Annotated in this window: 24 protein-coding genes; 6 read left to right on the top strand and 18 right to left on the bottom strand. The window is 66.4% G+C overall.

All coding sequences use genetic code 11. The features are described from left to right. The first annotated feature begins 1 nt into the window (after window position 1). Window positions 2-1,633, top strand: a complete 1,632-nt coding sequence (locus DFO65_RS02375) for an acetolactate synthase large subunit (protein ID WP_113902790.1) — start codon at window positions 2-4, stop codon at window positions 1,631-1,633. Window positions 1,634-1,878: 245 nt separating this feature from the next. Here DFO65_RS02375 and DFO65_RS02370 read toward each other — a convergent pair whose 3' ends face one another. From DFO65_RS02370 to DFO65_RS02345, 7 genes are all read right to left on the bottom strand, one after another. After that, window positions 1,879-2,859, bottom strand: coding sequence for a hypothetical protein (locus tag DFO65_RS02370; protein ID WP_147233209.1), 981 nt, complete (start codon window positions 2,857-2,859; stop codon window positions 1,879-1,881). Between the two features lie 403 nt (window positions 2,860-3,262). Next, window positions 3,263-3,817 (bottom strand): hypothetical protein, encoded by a 555-nt coding sequence (locus DFO65_RS16880; protein ID WP_147233207.1) that lies wholly within the window; start codon window positions 3,815-3,817, stop codon window positions 3,263-3,265. Between the two features lie 40 nt (window positions 3,818-3,857). Then, window positions 3,858-4,748, bottom strand: a complete 891-nt coding sequence (locus tag DFO65_RS02365) for a TrmH family RNA methyltransferase (protein WP_113902788.1) — start codon at window positions 4,746-4,748, stop codon at window positions 3,858-3,860. A 159-nt stretch (window positions 4,749-4,907) separates the two neighbouring features. Continuing rightward, a complete protein-coding gene (gene rplT, locus DFO65_RS02360) occupies window positions 4,908-5,297 on the bottom strand; it encodes a 50S ribosomal protein L20 (RefSeq protein WP_113902787.1) in 390 nt (129 codons plus the stop codon). Between the two features lie 105 nt (window positions 5,298-5,402). Then, on the bottom strand, window positions 5,403-5,609 hold the full coding sequence (rpmI, locus tag DFO65_RS02355) for a 50S ribosomal protein L35 (protein WP_113902786.1): 207 nt from the start codon (window positions 5,607-5,609) through the stop codon (window positions 5,403-5,405). A 99-nt stretch (window positions 5,610-5,708) separates the two neighbouring features. Beyond that, window positions 5,709-6,437 (bottom strand): translation initiation factor IF-3, encoded by a 729-nt coding sequence (infC, locus tag DFO65_RS02350; RefSeq protein WP_245940426.1) that lies wholly within the window; start codon window positions 6,435-6,437, stop codon window positions 5,709-5,711. Between the two features lie 209 nt (window positions 6,438-6,646). Then, window positions 6,647-7,090, bottom strand: a complete 444-nt coding sequence (locus DFO65_RS02345) for a hypothetical protein (RefSeq protein WP_113902785.1) — start codon at window positions 7,088-7,090, stop codon at window positions 6,647-6,649. A gap of 87 nt (window positions 7,091-7,177) precedes the next feature. Here DFO65_RS02345 and DFO65_RS02340 point away from each other — a divergent pair, with 87 nt between their 5' ends. The 3 genes from DFO65_RS02340 (at window position 7,178) to DFO65_RS02330 (ending at window position 9,904) form a co-directional block, all read left to right on the top strand. Beyond that, a complete protein-coding gene (locus tag DFO65_RS02340; RefSeq protein WP_113902784.1) occupies window positions 7,178-7,582 on the top strand; it encodes a DUF1844 domain-containing protein in 405 nt (134 codons plus the stop codon). Between the two features lie 193 nt (window positions 7,583-7,775). Next, window positions 7,776-8,978: an NAD(P)/FAD-dependent oxidoreductase gene (locus tag DFO65_RS02335; RefSeq protein WP_113938671.1), complete on the top strand. Its 1,203-nt coding sequence runs from the start codon at window positions 7,776-7,778 to the stop codon at window positions 8,976-8,978. Continuing rightward, on the top strand, window positions 8,975-9,904 hold the full coding sequence (locus tag DFO65_RS02330) for a sigma-70 family RNA polymerase sigma factor (RefSeq protein ID WP_147233205.1): 930 nt from the start codon (window positions 8,975-8,977) through the stop codon (window positions 9,902-9,904). Before DFO65_RS02335 ends, DFO65_RS02330 begins: the two co-directional genes overlap by 4 nt. Window positions 9,905-9,968: 64 nt before the next feature. Here the strand turns inward: DFO65_RS02330 and DFO65_RS02325 are convergent, their stop codons facing one another. The 9 genes from DFO65_RS02325 to DFO65_RS02285 all read right to left on the bottom strand — a co-directional run bounded on the left by DFO65_RS02325 (window position 9,969) and on the right by DFO65_RS02285 (window position 18,373). Beyond that, window positions 9,969-11,708: an AbgT family transporter gene (locus DFO65_RS02325; protein WP_113902781.1), complete on the bottom strand. Its 1,740-nt coding sequence runs from the start codon at window positions 11,706-11,708 to the stop codon at window positions 9,969-9,971. An 80-nt stretch (window positions 11,709-11,788) separates the two neighbouring features. Next, window positions 11,789-13,135 carry a M20 family metallopeptidase gene (locus tag DFO65_RS02320; RefSeq protein WP_113902780.1) on the bottom strand — a complete coding sequence of 449 codons (1,347 nt, stop codon included), beginning with the start codon at window positions 13,133-13,135 and terminating at the stop codon, window positions 11,789-11,791. A gap of 193 nt (window positions 13,136-13,328) precedes the next feature. Further along, a complete protein-coding gene (locus DFO65_RS02315) occupies window positions 13,329-14,078 on the bottom strand; it encodes an SseB family protein (protein WP_113902779.1) in 750 nt (249 codons plus the stop codon). Window positions 14,079-14,080: 2 nt separating this feature from the next. Beyond that, window positions 14,081-14,824: a bifunctional 1-(5-phosphoribosyl)-5-((5-phosphoribosylamino)methylideneamino)imidazole-4-carboxamide isomerase/phosphoribosylanthranilate isomerase PriA gene (gene priA / locus DFO65_RS02310; protein WP_113902778.1), complete on the bottom strand. Its 744-nt coding sequence runs from the start codon at window positions 14,822-14,824 to the stop codon at window positions 14,081-14,083. 172 nt (window positions 14,825-14,996) lie between these two features. After that, complete coding sequence (gene hisH / locus DFO65_RS02305; RefSeq protein WP_113902777.1) at window positions 14,997-15,611, bottom strand: imidazole glycerol phosphate synthase subunit HisH; 615 nt, start codon at window positions 15,609-15,611, stop codon at window positions 14,997-14,999. Next, window positions 15,608-16,210 carry a hypothetical protein gene (locus DFO65_RS02300; protein ID WP_113902776.1) on the bottom strand — a complete coding sequence of 201 codons (603 nt, stop codon included), beginning with the start codon at window positions 16,208-16,210 and terminating at the stop codon, window positions 15,608-15,610. The genes hisH and DFO65_RS02300 overlap by 4 nt, the downstream gene beginning before the upstream one ends. Continuing rightward, window positions 16,207-16,803, bottom strand: coding sequence for an imidazoleglycerol-phosphate dehydratase HisB (gene hisB / locus DFO65_RS02295; RefSeq protein WP_113902775.1), 597 nt, complete (start codon window positions 16,801-16,803; stop codon window positions 16,207-16,209). The genes DFO65_RS02300 and hisB overlap by 4 nt, the downstream gene beginning before the upstream one ends. Before the next feature lie 79 nt (window positions 16,804-16,882). Further along, window positions 16,883-18,016, bottom strand: coding sequence for a histidinol-phosphate transaminase (locus DFO65_RS02290; RefSeq protein ID WP_113902774.1), 1,134 nt, complete (start codon window positions 18,014-18,016; stop codon window positions 16,883-16,885). Between the two features lie 9 nt (window positions 18,017-18,025). Continuing rightward, window positions 18,026-18,373, bottom strand: coding sequence for a LysM peptidoglycan-binding domain-containing protein (locus DFO65_RS02285; RefSeq protein ID WP_113902773.1), 348 nt, complete (start codon window positions 18,371-18,373; stop codon window positions 18,026-18,028). 232 nt (window positions 18,374-18,605) lie between these two features. Here DFO65_RS02285 and lexA point away from each other — a divergent pair, with 232 nt between their 5' ends. Then, window positions 18,606-19,361 (top strand): transcriptional repressor LexA, encoded by a 756-nt coding sequence (gene lexA, locus DFO65_RS02280; RefSeq protein ID WP_113902772.1) that lies wholly within the window; start codon window positions 18,606-18,608, stop codon window positions 19,359-19,361. Window positions 19,362-19,426: 65 nt separating this feature from the next. On the opposite strand, the gene DFO65_RS02275 is transcribed toward lexA, so the two are convergent. Next, a complete protein-coding gene (locus DFO65_RS02275) occupies window positions 19,427-21,394 on the bottom strand; it encodes an ATP-dependent DNA helicase (protein WP_113902771.1) in 1,968 nt (655 codons plus the stop codon). Next, complete coding sequence (gene hflX, locus DFO65_RS02270) at window positions 21,391-22,866, bottom strand: GTPase HflX (protein ID WP_113902770.1); 1,476 nt, start codon at window positions 22,864-22,866, stop codon at window positions 21,391-21,393. The genes DFO65_RS02275 and hflX overlap by 4 nt, the downstream gene beginning before the upstream one ends. Before the next feature lie 101 nt (window positions 22,867-22,967). Here hflX and DFO65_RS02265 point away from each other — a divergent pair, with 101 nt between their 5' ends. Beyond that, the gene (locus DFO65_RS02265) at window positions 22,968-23,591 is read left to right on the top strand and encodes a class I SAM-dependent methyltransferase (protein WP_113902769.1); all 624 of its coding nucleotides are present in this window, start codon (window positions 22,968-22,970) and stop codon (window positions 23,589-23,591) included. Window positions 23,592-23,671 lie beyond the last annotated feature (80 nt).

Genomic DNA, 23,671 nt, shown 5'->3' with positions numbered 1-23,671 from the left:
CATGACGACCCAGACAGCTTCCGATGCCATGGTCCAGGCCCTCGTCAACGAAGGCGTCGAGCGCATCTTCGCCCTCCCCGGCGAGGAGAATCTCCATCTCCTCGATTCCATCCGCCGCTCCAGCATCGAACTCGTCCTCACTCGTCACGAGCAGGCCGCTGCGTTCATGGCTGCCACCGAAGGGCGACTGACGGGCAAGCCCGGAGTGGTCCTGACGACGCTGGGCCCCGGCGCCCTCAACCTGGCGACGGGATCGGCCTACGCGCAGCTGGGCGGGATGCCGCTCGTCATGATCACCGGCCAGAAGGGGATCCTCTCCGCCGAGCAGGCCCGCTTCCAGATCGTCGACACCGTCGCCACGATGACCCCGCTGACGAAGATGACCCGTCAGATCGCCTCGGCGGCGATGATCCCCACCCTGGTCCGCGACGCCTTCCGCGTCTCCGTCGAGGAACGCCCGGGACCCGTACATCTGGAATTCCCCGAGGACATCGCCGCGACCCCGGTCGAGCAGATCGCGCTCATCCGCCCCCACGTCACCGACCGCGCGGTGGGCAGCGCCCACGCCCTCGACACCGCCGCCGAGGTGATCCGCCGGGCCGAACGGCCTCTCCTCATGCTCGGCGCGGATGCATCCCGCGTCGGGGCAAGTCAACCGCTGGCGGACTTCGTGGCCCGAGTGCGGATCCCCTACTTCACGACGCAGATGGGCAAGGGCACGGTGTCGGGATCGACCGAGCTGTACATGGGCACGGCCGCGCTCTCCGAGGGCGACTACGTCCACGACGCGATCGATCAGGCCGATGTCATCGTCACGATCGGCCACGACACCACCGAAAAGCCGCCCTTCACGATGGATGAGGAGGGGCCGACCGTCGTGCACATCGGATATCGCGCAGCAGTCGTCGAACAGGTCTACTTCCCGCAGTACGAGGTGATCGGCGACCTCAGCCCGACTCTGCCGCTTCTGGCCGATCGCCTCGAGGGACAGGTCCCCCACGCGCAGGAGCTGCTGCCGCTGCGGGAGGGGATCCTGGCCCGGGTCGCCGACAGAGCGACCGAGAACCGTTTCACTCCACAGCGCATCGTCCACGAGGTCCGCGCAGTGATGCCCGAAGACGGGATCGTCGCCCTCGACAACGGCATGTACAAGATCTGGTTCGCCCGCAACTACCGGACCACGCGAGCCAACACCCTGCTCCTCGACAATGCCCTGGCGACCATGGGTGCGGGGCTGCCGTCCGCAATGGCTGCTGCGCTGTTGCATCCGGACCGTCGGGTGATGGCCGTCTGCGGCGACGGCGGATTCCTCATGAACAGCCAGGAGCTGGAAACCGCGGTGCGACTCGGACTCAATCTGGTGGTCGTCATCGTCGAGGACCACGCCTACGGGATGATCCGCTGGAAGCAGGACGTCGAGAACCTGCCCGACTACGGCCTGACCTACGGCAACCCCGACTTCGTCACCTACGCGCAGGCCTATGGTGCCACCGGCCGGCGGGTCGATGATGTCTCCGAGCTGGGTTCGGCCTTGGAATCGGCGTTCGCTGATGGGGGCGTGCAGCTGATCGTCGTGCCGATCGACTACTCCGAGAACCACAGAGTGCTCATCGACGAGTTGCAGGAGCGGTGAGGCTGGGCGGGCCGGCGGGCTGGATGGGCCGGCGAGGCAGGTCGGGGCGATGAGACCGGATGGCCTCAGAGAATCACGTCGTCGCCGGTGAGGATAGACAGCGTCAGTGAGGCTGGATTGGCAGATGTCTCACTCACGACCTGACTCGCGGCCCACAGCCTCCAGAGTCTCACTCAAGAGTTCGGACGAATTGCTACGCCCCGGCGTTTTGCAGACCCGACGAACTCTTGAGTCAACCGATCGCATCACCCTCGGCGACGCGATGGGCCCTCCGCCAAGTTCCTTTCGACGCACGCCTTGATTCGGAGAAAGAGGTCAGCGGAGAACAGATCGGCCCAACGAATGCGGAAAACGGTGTAGCCACGATTCCGCAGTCTGTACTCGCGTCGCCGTTCACGCTCGAAGGCTCGTTTCGGGTCGTCGCCGGAAAGATAGTACTTCCCCTCGCCATCGAACTCGGCAATGACCTTCGCCTTCTTGTGAGTGAAGTCGGGGCGGGCCTCAACATCGCCGTACTCGTTGAAGAACTCCACTTGAGGCTCGAAACCGGTGATGGCGTATTCGACGAATCGAATCGCGCAGATCGATTCGCCGATTGATTCACGGCGACCATCGATGTGTTCGCGCATCAAGTCGATTCGGTTCTGATGGGTTCGCGCCGGGTGAGAATCACAGTAGGAGGCCAATTCCTCGGTCGTGGTCAGCCGGTTATGGATCGCCGCGTCACCGACTGCGACAGAGAAGGGCAGTGGATAGTCCCGGCCGATGTCCCACAGAGTTCGCAGCAGCGATGTCACTGGAATTCCATCGACGACAGCACTGTCCGTGTCGAGACAGACACGCTGTCGAATGAGCATCGTCGTACTGCGAACACTGTGGCGCGGGTGGATCGTCTCCACACGTAGCGGAACATTCTGTTGGAAGTAGGGCACCGGCAGGCCGTGCACGATCAGCGCACTCATGTGCGAGAACATGCTGTTGGGCGGCAGAGCCCCGACAAATGACCGCACTAGAATGCGGTGCTCTTCCCTCTTCTTGCGCAAGCCGCCTTGCTCCATGGGAAGATCGGTGATCGAGGATGAGGCGAGCCTCGATAGCAGTTCGTGCTCAGGGTTCGGACACGATAGAGCAACGACATAGACTCCTCGACGAACGCGCTTCAGGCAGCATTTCCGCGCCAGACTGATCTGATAGGTCGTCAAACCGGCGGCGTGGAGTTCTGCCACAGACAAGCACACATACATAAGCCCAGAGTGAATGCCGGCTGATACCACTGGCAATGGTCGCGAATTCTCCTGTGGATAACAGCCGACTCGACCGCACAGAAAACGGCCTCCTGGCGCCGCAGACGACGATCGCGAATTCTCGGTCAACGGTTCAGTTGAGGTCCACTCGTTCCACGAGCTGGCTCAAGCATTCGGTTGAACAGGCATTCGCCGGAGCCTTGCAGAACGATGGAAGTCTGGACCGGGTGAACCGTCGGAGATTCGAGGAGTGCTCATCGACAAGCTCCGTGGTTGCTGAGTCTCGACGGGCCGGCGCGTCGCGAAGGATCTGCTCCTGCGCCAGTGGGAACTATCGGCCGATCGGAAGCTCTTCAAAGATAGCGAAAATTGAGCGTGACTCTAATCAGCAATCGTCACAAATGCCCGTTGAAGGCAGCTCTACAAAGTGGATCGGACAAACGTCCCGTCGCTTAGTGGCGCTCAACCTAGCTCGGCTGCTGACTTCAGCGACCTGTCGAGTCAACGTTGGTTCTCCACCATCGGCGGGAAGATCTGAAGAATATCTTTGGTAGCAAAGCAGCCGGTGCTGTGCGGCAAGATCTTCAACATCAATGTCAGGATCGCTGGAAACTGACTTGGGTGCTTGCCTGTAGCCATCACCAATAGTTCCATCTTGATGAACGCACAAGGACGTCAGCGGAGGTTCTCCTTCTGCAGCTGCACGTCTAGCAACTTGTTCGAGCAGGTCACCGCTCCAGTTGCTGATCAGCATCTTCGTGCGAATGCCCGAGCGACTCTGAACTGCTTCAGTAAGATCCTTGTAAGTCAAAGTCTGGTTATACGTACTGGCTGTCTGAACCAAAATCTCGTAGGCAATCGGCACCCAGGCAGATAATGCATCAGAAAACTTCGCCTTGGTGCCAGAAGCCTCGAAGTACGTTCCATGTTGGGATGTCACGTTCACCATCCTAAGGTGGAAACGGCAGCGAGCCAGCCGTTCACATCCGCTGGTTGCGGGCGGATTCGTAGATGCAGACGCTGGCGGCGGTGGCGAGGTTGAGGCTCTCGGCCTGGCCGTAGATGGGGACGGCGACGGAGGCGTCGCACTGCTCGAGGTCGGAGCTCTTCATCCCCCAGGCCTCGTTGCCGAACACCCAGGCGGTGCGGGCGCTGAGGTCGAGGCCGGAGTCCCACGGATGGTGGAGGTCGTGCGCCTCGTCGTTGGCATCGGCGGCGAGGACCTGCAGGCCACGGGCACGGGCGAGTTCGGTCACCTCGGCGAGGCCGACCCCGGTGACGACGGGGACGTGGAACAGGGAACCAGCCGTCGAGCGGACGGTCTTGTCGTTGTAGACGTCGACACTCGAGGACGTGAGAACCACGGCGTTAGCGCCGGCGGCGTCGGCCAGGCGGATGATCGTGCCGGCGTTGCCGGGGTCGCGGACCTGGGACAGGACGACGATGAGCTGGGCGTCCTTCGTCATCACTGAGGTGAGCTCGACGTCGAGCTGAGCGCAGACGGCGACGACGCCCTGGGAGTTGACGGTGGTGGCGAGTTCGGTGAGCACATCCTCGGCGACGATGTTCCAGCGGATTCGCTGGGCCCTGACGGTCTCTACGAACTCGGGATGGCGCTCGGAGGCCTCCTCGGTGATGAAGAGCTCGAGAACGGCACCATTGCGCTCCCCCACCGACCCGACGACGTCAGTGACGATGCGATTCTGCGGCTGCAGACCGAGCTCCACATGCCGCTCGAGCGCCTCACGCACGGCCTGCGGGCCTTCGACGAGGAACTGGCCGGTGGTCTTGCGGTGATTGCGGCGCAGCAGCCGGAGGGCGGATTTGATCCGCTTCGACTGCGGGGAGGTGATGACGTCTGGAAGTTTCATGGCCCACGTTCTCGATCGGTTGGAGTGCTGGCGGAAGGATCTGACTCGGTCAGGCACAGCGAACGGTCCCGAACCTCTGCGGGCTCGGGACCGTTCGTGGTGGCCGGCACACGCTCTCGCGGTGCTGCGGCACGGAGCCCGGATCAGGGCTCAGGAGTTTCAGGCAGCTTCGGTCTTGGCTGCGTTGACGTCAGCAGGAAGAGCTTCCTTGGCGACCTTGACGAGGTGCGCGAACGTAGGAGCGTCATTCACTGCGAGCTCGGCGAGCATGCGACGGTCGACCTCGATGCCAGCGGCCTTGAGACCCTGGATGAAGCGGTTGTACGTCATGCCGTTGGCGCGCGCGCCGGCGTTGATGCGCTGGATCCACAGACGGCGGAAGTCACCCTTGCGGGCGCGACGATCGCGGTAGCTGTAGACGAGCGAATGGATGACCTGTTCCTTGGCCTTGCGGTACAGACGCGAACGCTGTCCCCGGTAGCCGCTTGCCCGGTCAAGGATGACCCGGCGCTTCTTGTGAGCGTTGACCGCCCTCTTCACACGTGCCACGTGTTACTCCTTCGAAAAATAGTTCCACCGGCGGTGCCGGTGTCTGGCTTCAAGCGTGGGGAGCCCTGTCGATGACAGGCTCCGGGATGGAGACCCGAGAGGGTCTCACCTTCCCTTGAGCTTGCCCAGAAGCTTGCGGGCCACTTTGCGATCTCCACCGGTGATGACCTGGTCGGCACCGACGCGACGCTTCTGAGCCGAGGACTTGTGCTCAAACTTGTGCTGGTTGTTCACGCCTTCACGCATGATCTTTCCACTGCCAGTCACGCGCATGCGCTTCTTGGCGCTGCTGTTCGTCTTCTGCTTCGGCATGGTGCCGTTCTCCTTTGCAATTCGTTGGCGATGGAGGTCCATCGTCAACTACTTCACGAGTCGGAGCCGTTCAGGCTCCAACGACTTGGTACACACTTCTCACGCGTCGGTTGGTGCGTTCTTCTCCGCAGCAGCGCGATCGCGTCGAGACTTCACTTCGGCGGTGCGACCCTTGGCTTCATTCGCAGCCTTGCGGGCCTCCGCCTTGGCGTCGGACTTTGACTTATGAGGGGCGATGACCATCACCATGTTGCGGCCGTCGACCCTGGGTGAGGACTCGACAGTGCCCAGCTCGGACACATCTTCGGCCAGGCGATTCAGCAGCTTGATGCCCATCTCAGGTCGAGACTGTTCACGGCCGCGGAACATGATCATCACTTTGACCTTGTCTCCGGCGGACAGGAAGCGGGTGACGTGACCCTTCTTCGTCTCGTAGTCGTGCTCATCGATCTTGAGACGGAAGCGGATCTCCTTCAGAGCGGTGTTCGCCTGATTCTTCCGGGCTTCCCTGGCCTTCTGAGCGGATTCGTACTTGAACTTCCCGTAGTCCATGAGTTTCGCCACGGGAGGCTTTGCCTGCGGGGCGACTTCGACGAGGTCGAGGTCTGCTTCGCGGGCAAGGTCGAGTGCCTTGCGAATGGCAACGATACCGACTTGTTCACCGTTGGGTCCGACCAACCGGACCTCGGGAACCCGAATCCGGTCATTGATGCGCGTCTCGCTGATGTGTTCACTCCTTTTTCGCTCAAATGGTGTCGTGGCAATGAAAAAGGCTCCCACTGACACGAATGCCAAGGGAGCCTGCACACACAACCACTGCGGGTTCAAGTGAATACACCTCGACCCGCTGCTTCCTTCTCGAGTTCGCACTCCAAGCTGTCAGTCAGCAGATCATTGGACCCGATCGCTTCTCACGATCAAGGTGGGAGTCAGACTCCGCTTCGCACCACAATCAATTGTACTACGGTTCCGGAGCCCACGCACATCGAGGCCCGATCGCGCGTCAGCGGGCGGCTCTGGCCGCAGTGCGCGGACCGTCAGCCTGCTGCGCTGCGGCCGTCTGCGCCTCGACGCTGGATCTCCGCGTACAGGCGGTCGGCTTCGGCCCGCTGTTCATCGACGGTGACCACCGAGGCAGGGTCGACAGGGGCGAACGTGTCCACCATCCCTTCGACCCGATCCTCGGTCATGCGGTAGGCCCGCAGTCCTCCGCCCTGATCGCGAGCCATGCCGCTGGGCCAGACATCGATCTGCGCACCGGCGATGCCGAGGCGCCATCCGAGTGATTCAAGTTGGTCGCGGACCAGGCACAGTGCTTCGAACGCGTCGTCGGCGCGGTTTTCGACGGGTTCGAAGGCTCTGATGCCCCGGGATTCGAGGCGCACTGTCCACTGGGCGTCGCCGTACCACCACGACACGGTTGCCTCGTGGACGCCGCCGTCGCGCAGGACTTCGATAACATGCTCGTCTCTGGGCGGCATTCGGGTCCTTCCATCGGTGGTCCGGAGTGATGCAGATCCTGCCGGGCGACTGCCGGCTGAGCCTCGATGATATGTCAAGCTTGGAGCATGAATTCTCACGAGTCCGCTCCTGCCGGAGCCTCTTCCGACGCCGGTTCCGCCGAGACTTCCGCTGTCGCCGACGTCACCCGCGACATCGCCGAAGTTCCCGCCGTCGAGGTCATCACCTCGACCGCCGTTCACCTCATGTCCGCCGCAGCGGTCAAGTGCGGCCTGGCCGAGGACACCCCTGAGACGCCCGCGGCTGACTTCACGGACCTCGACGAGGCCCGCAAGCTCATCACCGCACTCGCCGGGCTGGTCACCGGTGCCGCCACCGTCATCGGCGACCACCATGCCCGTCCCCTGCGCGATGGACTGCGCAGCCTGCAGCTCGCGTTCCGTGAAGCCTCGGCGATTCCGGATGCACCGGGTCAGGGTCCGGGAGAGAAGTTCACCGGGCCGGTGCGCTGAACGAATAAGTCTCTGGACGTCGACCTCCGCTCGAGGGATTCGTGGAGTTGTGGATCCCGCATTGCACCGGTGTCCCTGTCACTGGGCGTTCGATTCGAGCGGCGAAGCGTGACGTGGCCTCCCAGAGCACGACATCATTCTCTGGGAGGGCTGTTGAGAACCACAAGGTCACAAAAGCGTGGGGGGATTCGTCATGATTGGCATGAAGACTCACACACATCAGATTCTTGTGCTCGGAGCCGGTTACTCCGGCCTCACAGCGGCTCAGCGCCTAGCACGTCAGCTCCCTCCTCGGGATTACACGGTCACGGTTGTGACCCGGGAACCGGAGTTCATCGAACGACCGCGGCTGCATCAGGTGGCCACTGGTCAGCCCGTCCCCCGGTTCACCCTGGCCGATCATCTGCGGCCGCACGGAGTGAACCTTCGTCTGGGTAACGTAGTCGGAGTCGATTGGCACAACAGTACCGTCGATCTTGTCCAGGGAGCTTCGCTCGCCTTCGACACTCTCGTGGTGGCGCTGGGCAGCGAAACGAGTTCCACTGCCGTCGACGGCGTCGCCGAGCACGCGGTGCTGCTCGACGATCGTTCGGCGGCGGAGGCGGTTTCCATCCGGATGAAGGAACTGGCACGCACACGGGGCGAAGTAGTCGTCTGTGGCGGCGGCCTGACCGGCGTGGAGATCGCGACCGAAACTGCCGAGCAGTGGCCAGGAATCACCGTGACTTTGGTCAGTGCCGGCGAGGTGGGCGGTTCCCTTGCTCCACGCGGTCGACGGTATCTCGACAGGATTCTGGACCAGCTCGGCGTCCTCCAAGTCAAGGGTCGCGTCGCCGAAGTGACAGCCGATGAGGTTCGGTTGACCACCGGCGAGGCGCTGCACGCGGACCTCTGTCACTGGGCCGGCGGTTTCCGGCCGTCTCCTCTGATCGCGTCCATGGGATTGGCCGCCGACGGTCGGGGACGTGCGCTCGTGGACGAGACCCTGCGGTCGATCTCCCATCACCAGGTGTGGGTGATCGGTGACGCGGCAGCAGTGCCGGGGCCGTGGGGATTGTCGTTGGCGATGGGATGCCGGACGGGTGGCTTCACGGGACCCGCCGCAGCGGATGCGATCGCCGCAGAGCTGACCGGACGCTCGGTTCGACCTTTTCGGTTCCGCTACGTGCACGAGTGTCTGAGCCTGGGACGTCAGAACGGGGTGGTGCAGTTCCTGGATGCCCGAGGGAGGCCGAAGAACGCGGTCCTCACCGGACGCCCCGCCATTGCGTACAAGGACATGACGCTGAACGGTGCCCGCTGGCTGTTTCGGCACCCCGGACCGTACCTCGTCCGCCGACCCACACATCCGCTTTCCGGTCGTGAGTCTGTCGGCCCCCGGAGGACTGGTTCGTGACTGCCCTTGACAACGAGGAGCTGCGAAGATGCCGCGGCCGCGCTTTTGGAGTGGCCTACCGGATGGTGGGCACTGTCAGTGATGCCGAGGATATCGCACAGGAGTCCATGGCTCGGTTGATAGCCGCCGGCCATGTCCGAGAACCGGAGGCCTTCGTCAGCACCGTCGCTGCACGACTCGGTATCGACCGTTTCCGTTCGGCGCGTGCGCAACGCGAACGCTATGTCGGGGAGTGGCTGCCGGAACCGATCCTGACCCCTCGAACCGGAGACGAGGCAGCCGACCACGCTGAGTTGGCTGATGAACTCTCGTTCGCCTTTCTCGTCATGCTCGAACGTCTGAGTCCAAGCGAGCGAGCCGCGCTCGTACTCTATGAGGTGCTCGGCTACTCGTACTCGGAGACTGCCGAGATCCTCGGCCGCACTGAGCCGACGACTCGGAAGCTGGTGTCGAGAGCCCGACATCGGATCGCGTCCGGTCGCCCACGATTCCGACCGCGGTCTCAGCAGCAGACTCAACTCGTCGAACGGTTCATCGCCGCCTGCGAGAACGGAGCCGTCGATGATTTCGTCGACCTGCTCACCGAGGACGTGGTCTTCATGGGAGACGGCGGCGGGCAGGTGCCGCCGGGGATGGCGATCTCCCAGCCGGTGCACGGTCGCAAAGCGGTGTCACGTCTGCTCACAGGATTCAGAAAACGGGCCTTCCCCACCTCGCTTGAGCCGTGTTCCGTCAACCTGGGTCCGGGTGTCGTCGTCAGCGCCGATGACAGCATCGGCGGCGGGATCATTGCGGTGCTCGCACTTGACGCGGGCCCGGAGGGTATCCATGGAATCTACTCGGTCGTGAACCCGAACAAGCTCGATCACCTGGGAGCGGTGATGGACTACTCGCGCTGGACCGGTGAATCCCGTTCGGACCGGTGACTGTAAGTGCCGCCTCGCTGGATCGGGCGATGAGAACAAGCGCCTCACTTCCACCACCCCACTATCACCCGAGGAAGATCCCGTTCCCGGGGCCCAGCGGCAGGTCGAGGAAGTACCAGACCGCGAGCAGGGCGGCCCAGGCGAGCCAGAACGGGATGACGAACGGGAACATCCGCGAGATCACCGTGCCGAGACCCGCGTCGGGCTCATAACGGCGGACCAGTCCGAGGAGGACGATCATGTACGGGTTGAGCGGCGTGATGACCTGCGTGGCCGAGTCGCCGACGCGGAAGGCGGCCTGGACGAACGCGGGCTCGTAGCCGAGGAGAGCGAACATCGGCACGAACACGGCGGCCATGAGCGTCCACATCGACGAGCCTGACACGATGAACAGGTTGAGGATGCTCGCGAGCAGCATGAACCCGATGATCGCCGGGAACCCGGTGAGGTTGATCGCCTCGAGGCTGGCGGCACCGGTGACGGCGATCCACGAGCCGATCCCCGTCCAGTTGAACAGGGCGATGAACTGGCCGAGGATGAACGCGAGGATGAGGAACGACATCATGTCGACGATCGACTCCCCCATCATCCGCACGACGTCGTTCATCGACTTGATCGTGCGGACCTTGATGCCGTAGACGATTCCCATCGTGATGAAGTACGCGAACACGATGAAGACGATCGACGACAGCAGCGGCGACTTCGGCAGGAACCCTCCGTCCTCATTGCGCCATGGGGAGGTCGGGATGAGGACGGCGAAGAGGATCAGCGCGGTGAGCAGCAGCCCCGAGACCACGGCCCAGAGCAGACCCTTCTTCTCCTCCGGCTCGAGGTGCGCTTTCATCGGCGCGTCCCCGGCGGCAGACGCGTCGCCGTCACCTGAGGCGGATCCGGCTCCTGTGGCCCCTCCGGTGCTCCGCGCATCGCTGTCCCGCTCCCCCGCCTCGGCGCCGGTGCCGATGCGATCGCCATCGACAACCTCACCTTCGGGCGCATTGTTCGCGAACGGGGAATCGGCGGCCCGGTACTCCGGGCTGAGCCCGCTGCCCACCGTGTCGCGGGAGATTCCCTTGCGGACCATGTTCGGTTCGATGAGTTTGTCGATGATGAACCCGGCGATGACCGACAGGACGATCGAGGCGACGATGTTGAAGAAGTAGTTCGACACCGGGTTGACCGCGGAGTACTCGGTGCCCGGCAGGGTCTCCATCACCGAGGTGGTGATGCCGGCGAAGAGCGCGTCGAGGCTCGTCGGCACCACCGAGGTCGAGTAGCCGGCGCCAGTGGCGGCGAATCCGCCGATGAGACCGGCCATCGGATGCCGGCCCGCGGCCTTGAAGACGAGAGCGGCCAGGGGCGGGATGATGATGAACGCGGAGTCGGCCATGATCGACCCGACGACGCCGACGAACCCGACGGCATAGGGCAGCAGCCAGCGGGGGCTGGATCCGAACGCGATCCGCACCGCAGCGGCGAGCATCCCGGACTTCTCGGCGACACCGACGGCGAGCAGGATGGGAAGCACCGTGGCCAAGGGCGGGAACCCGATGTAGTTGTCGCCCATCGTCGTCGTCAGCCACGACAGACCCTCGCCGGTGAACAGGCCCTTGATCGTCACGGTCTCATCCGCACCGGGAATGGCCACCGAGACTCCGGCCATGGCCATCGCCGTCGAGATGAGACCGGTGATGATGAACAGTCCGAGGAACAGCGTGAACGGTTCGGGGAGCTTGTTCCCGACCCGTTCGATCGCGTCGAGGATCCTCTGCCCCCGGCTGATCCTGCCCTGTGTCGTCGTTGACATCGTGTTCTCCTCGATACCTCGTTGTGTCGATAGTTGGTTCGCCATCGGCACCGGTCATGCACCGACAGCTCGAGTGGGGCTCAGTTGAAGTAGTTGGGTACGTCGATGGCACCGCCTGCACGCTGGAACTCGGCGACCACCTCGGCGGCGAGAGCATCGTCGACGAGGAAGTCCAGCGCCGTGCACGCGAGACCATAGGCACCATCCCGGGTCGCGGCCTCGGCATCGTCGGAGGCTGCGGCGGCCGCGAACTCGCGAGTGTGCAGGGCGACTTCGGAATCCGCTGTCTTCAGCAGCGGGTGGATGCCGGGGATGCGGTAGGACACATTGCCGAAATCGGTGGATGCGGCGATGGATTCGTCCAGCACTCCCGCCGGCACCGGATGCCTGCCGCGCTTCTCTTCGTGGAGGGCCCAGCGTTTGGTCAGCGCGTCATTGCCGCGCACCGGCAGGGACGGTGCGTGTTCGTCCCAGCGGATGTCGACCCCCGTGCCGGTCATCAGTGCCGCACCTTTCGCGACGTCCTCGACGCGAGCCGAGAGCTCTTTGAGCGTCTCGGGGTACTTCGAGCGCACGTAGCATTTGACCTGCGCGAGTTCCGAGATGATCGACGGCCGGGTCCCGCCTTCGGAGACGACGGCGTGCAGCCTGGAGATCGGCGGCATCTGCTGCCTCAGAAGCCCGAGGCCTTGGTAGAAGAGAGCGGCCGCGTCGAGTGCGTTCTTTCCCATGAATGGCTGCGCCGAGGCGTGAGCGGGCACTCCCTTGAACGTCACGTCGAGCAGCCGACGGCCGAGCCACACCTGGTCGGCGCAGTCGTAGCCGTACCCGTGGACCATGATGGCGGCGTCGATTCCGTCGAAGGCGCCTTCACGAGCCATCAGCTCCTTGCCCGAGTGCCCTTCCTCGGCCGGGGTGCCGAGGAGGACGACAGTGCCGGGCACGGCGTCAGGGTTCGCTCGGTGCAGCGCCGCCAGTGACAGGAAGGCGCCGACCGCGCAGGCGGCGATGAGGTTGTGCCCGCAGCCGTGTCCGATCCCGGGCAGGGCGTCGTACTCGGCGAGGATGGCGATCGTGCGTCCGTTCCCCGCCCCGGTCGTCGCCCAGACCGCGGTGTCGAGTCCGTAGACCCCTCGCTCGACGGTGGTTCCGTGGGAGGCGACGAGGTCGGCGATCGCCGCGGCAGACGCGTGTTCCTCGAACGCGGTCTCGGCCAGACCATGAATGGTGTGGAGCAGTCCGACGAGGTCATCGGAGAGTTCGTCGATGTTCTCAGCCAGCGCCCGGGACGAGGAATCCGGCGCGCCGGTGAATTCGGATTCCCATCCTGCTGCTGTGGCGGCCCGTGCTTCGGTCTCGCGTTCGATGTGATCGAGGTAGCTGTCGTCCGGGGCCAGTGGTTGGCTCAGGTCTCGCAGTTCGTTCATGCGTTCAGGCTAACGGCCACCGGCTGCCAGGTCACGAGCGACGCGGTCAGGTCCCGTTGAGTGGAACTCCCTAGCAGGCCCCGGTCCACTCCGTCCCGATCACGGGCTGCGCTGGAGCTGGATCGCGACGGAGAGTGCCCGACACTGCAACCGAGCACTGCGAGCGTCACGGCGCCCTGATGACGCCGTCGACTCAGGAAGTGGGCTGGATCCGGATCGCCAGGGAGTCGATCTTCTCGACGAGCTCCGGATCCGCGGCAAGAGCCTGCTGGAAGCGTTGCACCTCGGCGGCGCTGACCTCGGACTTCACGCCGAGGCTGATCCCGAGTTCCGCTCCCCCGATGTGGACGCTGCCACTGCCCGGGCTCACCTGCACCGAGGCCAGCCACGGGAACGACTGGCCGATCTCCGCGAGGCGGCGGCCCACCTCGGCGTCGGCCCAGGACGGGGTCCAGTCCTGTCCCTGGGCGAAGGCGAAGAGGGCGGGCCGGCGCAGGAGGAAGGAGTGGGCGGCTCCGGGGTCGAGGACGACGAGCTGGGAACCGGCTTCGATCGCCCCGAGCACGAGACGTTCGGCCTCGATCGGCACCGGCCGCGCCGAGTCGTGCCACCGGGTCAGCGGCGGGATCGAGCAGAACCCGGGAGTGCACTCACGTCCGTCCTCGGCCTGGAGTCGGACCATCGCCATCTCCGAGGAGTTGTCGACCATGTGCCCGTGCTCGCCGACCTCGTGGTCGACGGCGATGGGCACGATCGGCGCGTAGAGGCGCACCCCGGCCAGTGCCGCGAGGACCTGCCGGTGCCGCTCGGGGTCGAGCGGAGAGGCCTGCACCTCCTGCAGGGCGGTGAGCAGCCCCTCGTCGCCGAGCCCGGTGTCACCGGAGAACGGGTTGGGCTTGAGTTCGCGTCCGGCCCAGGGCCGGCCGGCGGAATCGGTGGACACGCTCAGCGTCCGGCGACGTCGAGGGCCTCTTCCAGGGTGAACTTGCCGGCGTAGAGGGCCTTGCCGACGATCGCGGAGTCGACGCCGAGGGGAACGAGCTCGCGCAGGTTCCTCAGATCCTCGAGGCTCGAGACCCCGCCCGAGGCGACGATCGGCTTGTCGGTCTTCTCGGCCAGCGACCGCAGGAGTTCGAGGTTGGGGCCCTGGAGGGTGCCGTCCTTGCGCACGTCGGTGACGACGTAACGGGCGCAGCCGGCGGCTTCGAGGGCGGCGAGGACCTCGTAGAGGTCTCCCCCGTCCTGGGTCCAGCCGCGGGCGGCCAGCGTCGTGCCGCGCACGTCGAGGCCGATGGCGACCTGGTCGCCGAAGCGGGAGATCATCTCCGCCGTCCAGTCAGGGTTCTCGAGCGCCGCGGTGCCGATGTTGACACGCTCGGCACCGGTGTCGAGCGCCCGTTCGAGGCTCTCGGTGTCGCGGATCCCGCCCGAGAGCTCGACCTTGATCCCGACGGCCTTGACGACCTGATTGAGCAGCTCAGAGTTGGAGCCGCGTCCGAACGCCGCATCGAGGTCGACGAGGTGGATCCATTCGGCACCGCGGGACTCGAAGTCGTGGGCGGCGTCGATGGGCGAGCCGTAATCGGTCTCGGTGCCGGCCTCGCCCTGGACGAGGCGGACGGCTTTGCCGTCGGCGACGTCGACGGCGGGCAGGAGGACGAGTCGGTCGGAATTCGGGGTGTCAGTCATGATGACCTTTCTTGCGGCGGTCGGACGCCGCGTGGGGTTGGCGGTCGGAGAAGTCGGTGACCGGTTGTGTACCGGACTGTCGGTACCCGGCGTTCGGCCGGATCGGCAGCGGGCGACCGGTGCCCGGCGGTCGGCCGGATCGGAGGTCGGCCGGATTGGCGCTGGCGGCAGATCAGCTCCCGGTGGCGGAGTTCACCCAGTTGCGCAGGAGACCGGCGCCCGCGGCCGCCGACTTCTCCGGGTGGAACTGAGCCGCCCAGGTGGTGCGGTCCTCGACCGCGGCGACGAACGTCCCACCGTGGGTCGCGGTGGTCACGAGCGTGTTCTCCGGAGCGGCGGTGGCGGCATAGGAGTGGACGAAGTAGAACATCTCATCCTCGATCCCGGCGAACATCCGCGACTCGGCGGGAGCGGAGACGTGTGACCATCCCATGTGCGGGACGACGGGCGCCTTGAGTGCGGTGACGGCCCCCGTCCACAGGCCGATGCCCGCGGTGCGCACCCCGTGCTCGTCCCCCTCGGAGAAGAAGACCTGGAGTCCGACGCAGATGCCGAGCAGGGGCCGCTGCTGGTCGTGCCAGCTGCGGATGATGTCGACGGCGCCGACCCTCTCGAGCCCGGACATGACGGCGGAGTACGCCCCGACGCCGGGGACGAGGAGGCCGTCGGCCGAGTCGATGACGTCGGGGTCGGACGTCAGGCTCACCTCGGCGCCGGCGGCCTCGGCCGCGCGGACGGCGGAGCGGATGTTCCCGGCCCCGTAGTCGAGGACGGCGATGCGCTTCATCGTGTGACTCCCTTCGTCAGCACATGGCGGATGCGCCAAAGCGAGAACCCGAGGACGACGGCGCCGAACACGGCGACGACCCAGGCGACGGTGTTGCCGCCCATCCCGACGGTGATTCCGAAGGCGGTGACGATCCCGGCGAGCAGGGCGACGACGATCCACAGCAGGGCCGTGCGGGCGAGTGCCGCCCGGCCCGGGGTCATCGTCTGGGCGCTCGCCTGGAGCTTGGTCATCGACGAGGTGGGGATGCTGCCCTCGACGTCCTCGGCGGACACGATCTCGAGGAGGAGCTTCTCGAGGACGTCGGGCAGGTTCTTCAGCGCCAGTCCCGCCGGCACATCGGACTCACGGGTGCCCTTGCGGTAGTGACCGGCATCGATCTGCTCCTCGCTGCGCACGAGGAGGAGGACCTCGTGCTTGCCTGCGAGCTTCGAGATCGCGGCGGCCGCCTCGTTCCCCGCCTGCACATCGGTGTCGGCGAGGACGATGCCGGAGAAGTCTCCGATCGGCACGATCGTGCCCCGGATGTTCGAGAGCACGCAGGCGGCGGCGAGCTGCTCGGGGACTCCGAACGGGGTGACGACGACGGTGGTGCTCACAGAACTCCCTTGGTGCTCGGCACGGAGCTGCTGCGGGCGTCGAACTCGACGGCTTCGCGCAGCGCCCGGGCGAAGGCCTTGAACTGGGCTTCGACGATGTGGTGGGGGTCGCGACCGCGCACCAGGTCGAGGTGGACGGTGAGGCCGGCGTGGAAGGCCAGCGACTCGAGCGAATGCGAGGTCATCGATCCGGTGAAGTGGCCGCCGATGAGGTGGTACTGCTGACCCTCGGGCTCGCCGACGTGGACGAAGTAGGGGCGGCCGGAGACGTCGACGACGCAGCTGGCCAGGGCCTCATCGAGCGGCACCGCGGCGGATCCGTAGCGGCGGATGCCCGCTTTGTCCCCGAGCGCCTCGCCGAGTGCCTGACCGAGGACGATCGAGGTGTCCTCCACGGTGTGGTGGACGTCGATGTGGGTGTCGCCCTCGGCGCGGATCTCCATGTCGATGAGCGAGTGCTTCGACAGGGCCGTGAGCATGTGGTCGAAGAACGGCACGCTCGTCGAGATCTCCGACGTCCCCGTGCCGTCGAGGTCGACGGAGACGGAGACCGAGGACTCGGAGGTCTCTCGTGATCGCTGGGCCTGCCTCATGGATTGCCTTTCGTCATGGGTGCTGTGCGCAAACTGCCCACCATTGTCGCCCGGATCGGTCTGCGAGGTTCTCATGCGTTCACGCTTCGGTCAGCAGGGTGCCGGGATTCGCGGCGAGGATCTCGTCGATCGCCCGCAGGAACACGGTCGTCTCCTCCTCGGTACCGGCATTCACCCGCGCGTGGTGCGGGATGCCGATGTCGCGGATGAGGATGCCGCGATCGAGCAGGTCCTGCCACAGCTGCGGTGGGGAGGCGACGTCGCCGAAGAGGACGAAGTTGGAGTCGCTGGGGTAGACGCGGAAGCCGACGCGGGCCAGGTGCTCGGCGATGCGGTTGCGGGAGTCGATGAGCCGGTCGACGTTGTCGAGGAGCACAGCGGAGTGCTCGAGGGCCGCGCAGGCCAGCGCCTGGGTGACGGCCGAGAGGTGGTAGGGCAGGCGCACGAGCCGCAGCGCGTCGATGAGCTCGGGCGCCGCAATCGCATAGCCCAGGCGCAGCCCGGCGCACGCGAAGGCCTTGCTCATCGTCCGGGACACGACGAGGCGGGGACGGCCCTCGAGGAGGGTCATCGCCGAGGGCTTCGCGGGGCGGGAGAACTCGGCGTAGGCCTCGTCGACGATGACGATGCCCGAGCAGTTGTCGTAGGCGGCATCGACGACGTCGAGGCCGATGGAGGTTCCCGTCGGGTTGTTCGGCGTGCAGAGGAAGACGATGTCGGGATCGACCCGGGCCACCTCGGCGGCGACGAACTCCGCACTGAGGTCGAAGTCCTCATCCCGGGCCGCGGCCTGCCAGGCGGCACCGGTGCCCGTCGTGATGAGCGGGTGCATCGAGTAGCTGGGGGTGAAGCCGAGGGCCGTGCGGCCGGGACCGCCGAAGGCCTGGACGATGTGGGAGAGGACCTCGTTCGATCCGTTCCCGGCCCAGATCATGTCCGGGCTCAGGGTCACCGAGGTGCCCGCCCGGTCGTTGACGCCGGCGAGGTAGGTGACGAGGTGGCCGCGGAGGTCGTCGAACTCCCGGTCCGGGTAGCGGTTGAGCCCGCTCAGCTGCAGGTCCGCGGCCCGGCGCATCGACTCGACGACGATCTCCGGGATCGGGTACGCGTTCTCGTTGACGTTGAGCTGCACCGGGACGTTGAGGTGCGGAGCACCGTAGGGCTTGAGGCCGACGAGATCCGAGCGCACGGGCAGAGTTTCGATGTTTCCCACCCGTCAAGTCTAGCGTCGCGGCACATCCAGGGTCTGCCCGGGGTGGACCACGGGAGAGGACAGGTGGTTGATCTCGACGATGTCGGCGACGACGTCACGGGTGTCGCGGTCGAGGTCGAGCCCGACGGCGACCTCCCACAGGGACTCCCCTTCGCCGACGACGACCGCGTCGGCCTCGATGCCGATCGGTTCGGACTCGGGCACGGCTTCGGCCATCGGAGAGCGGGTGGCGACGAAGAGCGCACCGCCGAGGATGATCAGGGTGAGGACGAGCGTCCGGAGCAGGCGAAGCGCCCGGCGTCCGCGCGCAGTGAGGTGCAGTTCCAGGGCCGGTGCCGACTGGGCTTGTGCAGACATCGCATTACCTCTTTCATTCGTACGATTCCACCCGCAAAAGGTAGAACGTCTGTTCTATTCAACATGCCATTCGAACAAATGTCCAGTCCGTCTCGAACATCTATGCGACAATGAGAGGGAACCACCGTTGTTGATTGGTCTGACAGAACCATCCCAGGCGGCACTGACACGACATCTCGCGAGAGCGGGCGGACGGCTCGGAGCGCAGGGGAAATAGAACGAAGGGGAAGCAATGGTTCAGGGCAAGAGGGGCAGAGGCCGGCCGCGCAACGAGGATGTTGCCAGCGAAGTCGCCGCCGCCCGCAGCGAGGACGAGGACGTCGCGATCCCGGAGGGCTCGACCGGCGAGGGCGACTACCGCCTGACGCCGCGGCAACGACTGGTCCTCGAGACCATCGAACGGGCGGTCGTCGCCAACGGCTATCCACCGAGCATGCGCGAGATCGGCAAGGCCGCGGGCCTGGCCTCGCTCTCGAGCGTCGCCCACCAGCTCTCCCAGCTCGAGCGCCTCGGCTATGTCCGTCGTGACCCCAAGCGTCCCCGCGCGATCGAGATCGTCAACCCCTTCGAGGAGGAAGAGGCCGAGCGGGCGAAGTACGAGGAGCTCGCGAACAACACGGTGCAGGTGCCCGTCGTCGGCCGGATCGCCGCGGGCGGCCCGATCCTCGCCGAGCAGGAGATCGACGACGTCTTCTCGCTGCCGACCCAGGTCGTCGGCTCCGGGGAGATGTTCCTGCTCAAGGTCGTCGGCGATTCGATGATCGAGGCGGCCATCTGCCACGACGACTGGGTGGTCGTGCGCAAGCAGCACACGGCCGACAACGGGCAGATCGTCGCCGCCCTCCTCGACGGCGAGGCGACGGTGAAGACCCTCAAGCGCAAGGCCGGTCAGCAGTGGCTGCTGCCGCAGAACAAGGACTACGACCCGATCGACGGCACCTACGCCCAGATCATGGGGCTGGTCGTCGCGGTGATCCGCCGCCTCTGACCCGGCTCACCGGCGCCGAGGCAGTCGTCCGGTGCCAAGTCCTCCGAGCCTCGAGCGGCTCGCCCTCACTCGGGTGTGCGGGCGAGCCGTTCGAGGCTCTTCTTCACCACGGCCGAATCCGTCGTCGGCCACATGTCCGGCATCGAGTTGACGAGGTATCCGGAGTAGCGGGCCGAGCGCAGCCGGGAGTCGAGCACCGCGACGACCCCGCGATCGGAGGTCGAGCGGATGAGCCGTCCCGCGCCCTGCGCCAATCGGAGCGCGGCATGGGTGGCGCTGACGGCCATGAACCCGTTGACGCCGCGACGGTCGGCGTCCCGCGACCGCGCCTGCGTGAGCGGGTCGTCGGGACGGGGGAAGGGCAGGCGGTCGATGATGACCAGTCGGTTCGTCCGTCCGGGCACGTCGACTCCCTGCCACAGCGACATCGTGCCGAACAGGCAGGCCGTGTCATCGGCGGCGAACTGGGAGACGAGTGCCGGCAGGCCGTCGTCGCCCTGGAGGAGGATCGGCATGCGCAGCCGGGTCCGCAGGTGCTCGGCGGCGGCGTTCGCGGCCGCGCGGGAGGAGAACAGGCCCAGCGCTCCCCCGTTCGAGGCCTCGACGAGTTCCTCGAGCTCCGCGAGTGCCATCTCGCTCAGCCCGCTGCGGCCCGGTTTGGGCAGGTGCGCGGCGACGTAGAGGATGCCCTGCTTTCCGTAGTCGAAGGGGGATCCGACGTCGAGGGAGTCCCACCTCGGCGCATCGGGCCCGTAGAGTCCGAGGGAGGCGGCGACGGCGTCGAAGTTGCCACCCAGGGCGAGGGTCGCCGAGGTGGCGACGACGGTCGAGTCCTCGAAGATCCCCGAGCGCATCGTTCCGGCCACGCTCAGCGGGGCGACGACGAGGGTCGTCGTCTCCTTCTCCCGGAAGGTGCTGCGGCTGAGCCAGACGACGTCGTTCTTCCCCGGGTCGGAGAACCGCTCGGCGAGTTCGAAGATCTCCTGGCACCGGGCCTTGGCCATCTGGCGGCCGGCGTCGGCGTCCTCGCTCTTGCCGCCGATGTCATTGATGATCTGCCGGGCGGAGTCGCGGACCTGGGCGAGAGCGAGAGCGAGGGGTTCGCTCATCACCGTGATGAGCCCCTCACCGATGCCGCTCATCGCCCGCTCGAGGGCGGCCGTCGCGGTGTCGAGGAGGGCGACGTCCCCGTCCTGGACCGTGGTGTGCTTGCGCACGGAGCTCGTCGCGGCCTGGAGCATCGTCGCGTTCAGCTGACCGGACAGGGCGCTGGTCACCCGGTCCTTGAGCTCGTGGGCCTCGTCGATGATGATGACGTCGTGTTCGGGCAGGACCGTGTTCTCCCCGAAGGCGTCGATGGCGAGCAGCGCATGATTGGTCACGACGATGTCCGCCTCGGCGGCGGCATTGCGGGCGAGCTCGGCGAAGCACTCGGTGTAGAGCGGGCAGTTCGAGCCGAGGCAGTCGAAGGCGTTGACGGAGACCTGGGCCCAGGCTCGATCGCTGACGCCGGGCATGAGGTCGTCGCGGTCACCGGTCTCGGTGATCCTCTCCCAGCTGCGAATCCGCTGGATCTCCTCGGCCAGTCCGCTGCGCTCGGAGGGTGCACGGCCCGCGGCGGCATCGGCGCCGAGGTCGAAGAGCATCCCCTCCCCCTCGTCGGGGTATCCGCCGGCGAGCTTGTGCTTGCACACATAGTTGCGACGGCCCTTGAGCAGGGCGGCCCGGGGCAGCGGGTCGAGGTCCTTCTTCACGGCCTTGAACAGGCGCGGCAGGTCGCGGTGGATGATCTGGGTCTGCAGCGCCAGGGTCGCCGTGGAGACGATGACCGTGCTCCCGGTGCGGCTGGCGAACTCGGCCGCGGGGACGAGGTAGGCCAGGGACTTGCCCGTGCCGGTGCCGGCCTGGACGAGGAGGTGGACGCCGTTGTCGAGGGCCGACCCGACGGCCTGGGCCATGTCGGCCTGGCCCTGCCGGGTCGACCCGCCGATGGCCGCAACGGCGGTCTCGAGCAGTTGGTCGACGGAGCTCACTCGCCGATGACCATGTCCGGACGTCGGAAGTCGTCGAGCTCGGCCGCCAGGTCCTGGGGCACCTTCGCGTGCAGCGCGGTCCCGCCCGCCGTGTGCTCCTCACGGTCGACGGAGCCCAGAGCGTAGATCTTCGACACGAGGTCGCCGCGCTCGTACGGGATGAGGACCGAGACCTCGACGTTCGGCGAGGGCAGCATCGACTCGATCGTCTCGACAAGTCCGTCGAGGCCCTCGCCGGTGGCCGCGGAGACGAACCGTGCGTTCGGGTACTCGGCCCGCAGGCCGGTGACGACGGTCTCGTCGGCGATGTCGGACTTGTTGAAGACGAGCAGCTCGGGGATGTCCGCGGTCTCGACGTCCTTGAGGACGTCCCTGACCGCTCGGATCTGCCCGTGCGGGTCGGGGTGGGAGGCGTCGACGACGTGGAGGAGCAGATCGGAGTCGGCGGCCTCCTCGAGCGTCGAGCGGAACGCCTCGACGAGCTGGTGCGGGAGGTTGCGGACGAACCCGACGGTATCGGTGTACGTGAACGTGATCCCCTCGGCGGTCTGCGACTGCCGCACCGTGGGGTCGAGGGTCGCGAACAGCGCGTTCTGCACCATCACCTCGGCGTCGGTGAGCCGGTTGAGCAGGGAGGACTTCCCGGCGTTCGTGTACCCGACGATCGCGACCGAGGGGATGTGGTTGCGGGTGCGGTTCTTCCGCTTCGTCTCCCGGGCCGGGGCCATCGCCGCGATCTCCCGGCGCAGCTTCGCCATCCGGGCGCGGATGCGGCGGCGGTCGAGTTCGATCTTCGTCTCACCGGGTCCGCGCGAGCCGATCCCGGCACCGCCGGCGACGCGGCCGCCGGCCTGCCGGGACAGCGACTCACCCCAGCCGCGCAGTCGCGGCAGGAGGTACTCGAGCTGGGCGAGTTCGACCTGGGCCTTGCCCTCCCGGGACTTCGCGTGCTGGGCGAAGATGTCGAGGATGAGGGCGACGCGGTCGACGACCTTGACCTTGATGACGTCCTCGAGGCCGCGTCGCTGGCTGGGCGCGAGCTCGGAGTCGACGATGACGGTATCGGCCCCGACGGCGGCGACGATCTCGGCGAGCTCGGCTGCCTTGCCGCGGCCGAGGTACGTGCCCGGGTCCGGCTTCTCCCGGCGCTGGATGACGGCGTCGAGGACCATCGAGCCGGCGGTCTCGGCCAGGGCGGCGAGCTCGCGGATGGAGTTCTCGGCCTCGGCCAGGGTCGTGTTCCACAGGCCGGCGAGGACGACCCGCTCGAGGCGGATCTGGCGGTATTCGACCTCGGTGATGTCCTCGAGCTCGGTCGAGAGTCCGGCGACGCGCTTGAGCGCCGCGCGTTCCGCGAGGTCGAACTGCGATTCCTCGTCGGCGTCGGGTTCGTGGTTGCCGAGCGCCTGAGCGCCTCGCGAGAGCACACGGTCGAGCATCGCGTCCCGGCGCTCTTTGTCAGTGGGCGTCATTCATTCCTTTGTTCGTTGCGGCGGCGGGCGGTCTGCGCCCGGGGCCGGTGGTGCGTGTTCGGATGTCCATCGATTATCCCACAGGCCACTACACTGTAACGGTGTCAGAGCACTATTTCACCGAATCGCCGAGCAGTGACGCGAAGCTGCGCGAGCTGACTCTTGAACTCGGCGGGCGTGAGGTCACCGTCCGCACCGCGGCCGGGACGTTCTCCCCCACCCGGCTCGACCTGGGAACCTCGGTGCTGCTGCGCCACCTGCCCGCCCCGGAGCCCGGTGCCCTCCTCGATCTCGGGTGCGGATGGGGGCCGATCGCCCTCGACGCCGCCCTGCGGGCCAAGGACGCCGAGGTGGACGTCGAGGTGTGGGCGCTCGACGTCAATTCCCGATCGCTCGAGTCGACGGCCGAGAACGCGCGGAGGCTGGGGCTCGGCTGCATTCGGACCGTGCGGGCCGAGGACATCCCCGCCGACCTCGAGTTCACGGCGATCCGGTCGAATCCGCCCATCCGCGTCGGCAAGGAGATCCTCCACGGGCTCCTGTCCACGTGGATCCCGCGCCTGGCGCCCGGGGGCCGCGCCGATCTCGTCGTGTCGAAGAACCTCGGCGCGGATTCGCTCCAGCGCTGGCTCGCCGAGATGCTCGGCGACGGTTTCGCGGTGACCCGGACGGGGTCGTCGAAGGGCTTCCGCGTGCTCACGATCCATCGCGGCACCGGGGACTGAGAGCACCCCGGACTGAGAGCGCCGAGGCGGTCGGCCGGTGGGGTTCGGTCGGCCGGTGGCGATCGGGCCGATCAGCCCGC

It is taken from the genome of Brevibacterium sanguinis (genome assembly GCF_003315415.1).
GTDB lineage: Bacteria > Actinomycetota > Actinomycetes > Actinomycetales > Brevibacteriaceae > Brevibacterium > Brevibacterium celere_A.
This window is presented reverse-complemented; position numbering and strand designations above follow the sequence as displayed.

Excerpts from the sequence above, each read along its gene's own strand:
- DFO65_RS02375 (WP_113902790.1), top strand. The coding sequence starts at position 2 with ATGACGACCCAGACAGCTTCCGATGCCATGGTCCAGGCCCTCGTCAAC.
- DFO65_RS02365 (WP_113902788.1), bottom strand. The coding sequence starts at position 4,748 with ATGAAACTTCCAGACGTCATCACCTCCCCGCAGTCGAAGCGGATCAAA.
- rpmI (WP_113902786.1), bottom strand. The coding sequence starts at position 5,609 with ATGCCGAAGCAGAAGACGAACAGCAGCGCCAAGAAGCGCATGCGCGTG.
- DFO65_RS02345 (WP_113902785.1), bottom strand. The coding sequence starts at position 7,090 with ATGCCGCCCAGAGACGAGCATGTTATCGAAGTCCTGCGCGACGGCGGC.
- DFO65_RS02340 (WP_113902784.1), top strand. The coding sequence starts at position 7,178 with ATGAATTCTCACGAGTCCGCTCCTGCCGGAGCCTCTTCCGACGCCGGT.
- DFO65_RS02335 (WP_113938671.1), top strand. The coding sequence starts at position 7,776 with ATGATTGGCATGAAGACTCACACACATCAGATTCTTGTGCTCGGAGCC.
- DFO65_RS02325 (WP_113902781.1), bottom strand. The coding sequence starts at position 11,708 with ATGTCAACGACGACACAGGGCAGGATCAGCCGGGGGCAGAGGATCCTC.
- DFO65_RS02320 (WP_113902780.1), bottom strand. The coding sequence starts at position 13,135 with ATGAACGAACTGCGAGACCTGAGCCAACCACTGGCCCCGGACGACAGC.
- priA (WP_113902778.1), bottom strand. The coding sequence starts at position 14,824 with ATGACTGACACCCCGAATTCCGACCGACTCGTCCTCCTGCCCGCCGTC.
- hisH (WP_113902777.1), bottom strand. The coding sequence starts at position 15,611 with ATGAAGCGCATCGCCGTCCTCGACTACGGGGCCGGGAACATCCGCTCC.
- hisB (WP_113902775.1), bottom strand. The coding sequence starts at position 16,803 with ATGAGGCAGGCCCAGCGATCACGAGAGACCTCCGAGTCCTCGGTCTCC.
- DFO65_RS02285 (WP_113902773.1), bottom strand. The coding sequence starts at position 18,373 with ATGTCTGCACAAGCCCAGTCGGCACCGGCCCTGGAACTGCACCTCACT.
- lexA (WP_113902772.1), top strand. The coding sequence starts at position 18,606 with ATGGTTCAGGGCAAGAGGGGCAGAGGCCGGCCGCGCAACGAGGATGTT.
- hflX (WP_113902770.1), bottom strand. The coding sequence starts at position 22,866 with ATGACGCCCACTGACAAAGAGCGCCGGGACGCGATGCTCGACCGTGTG.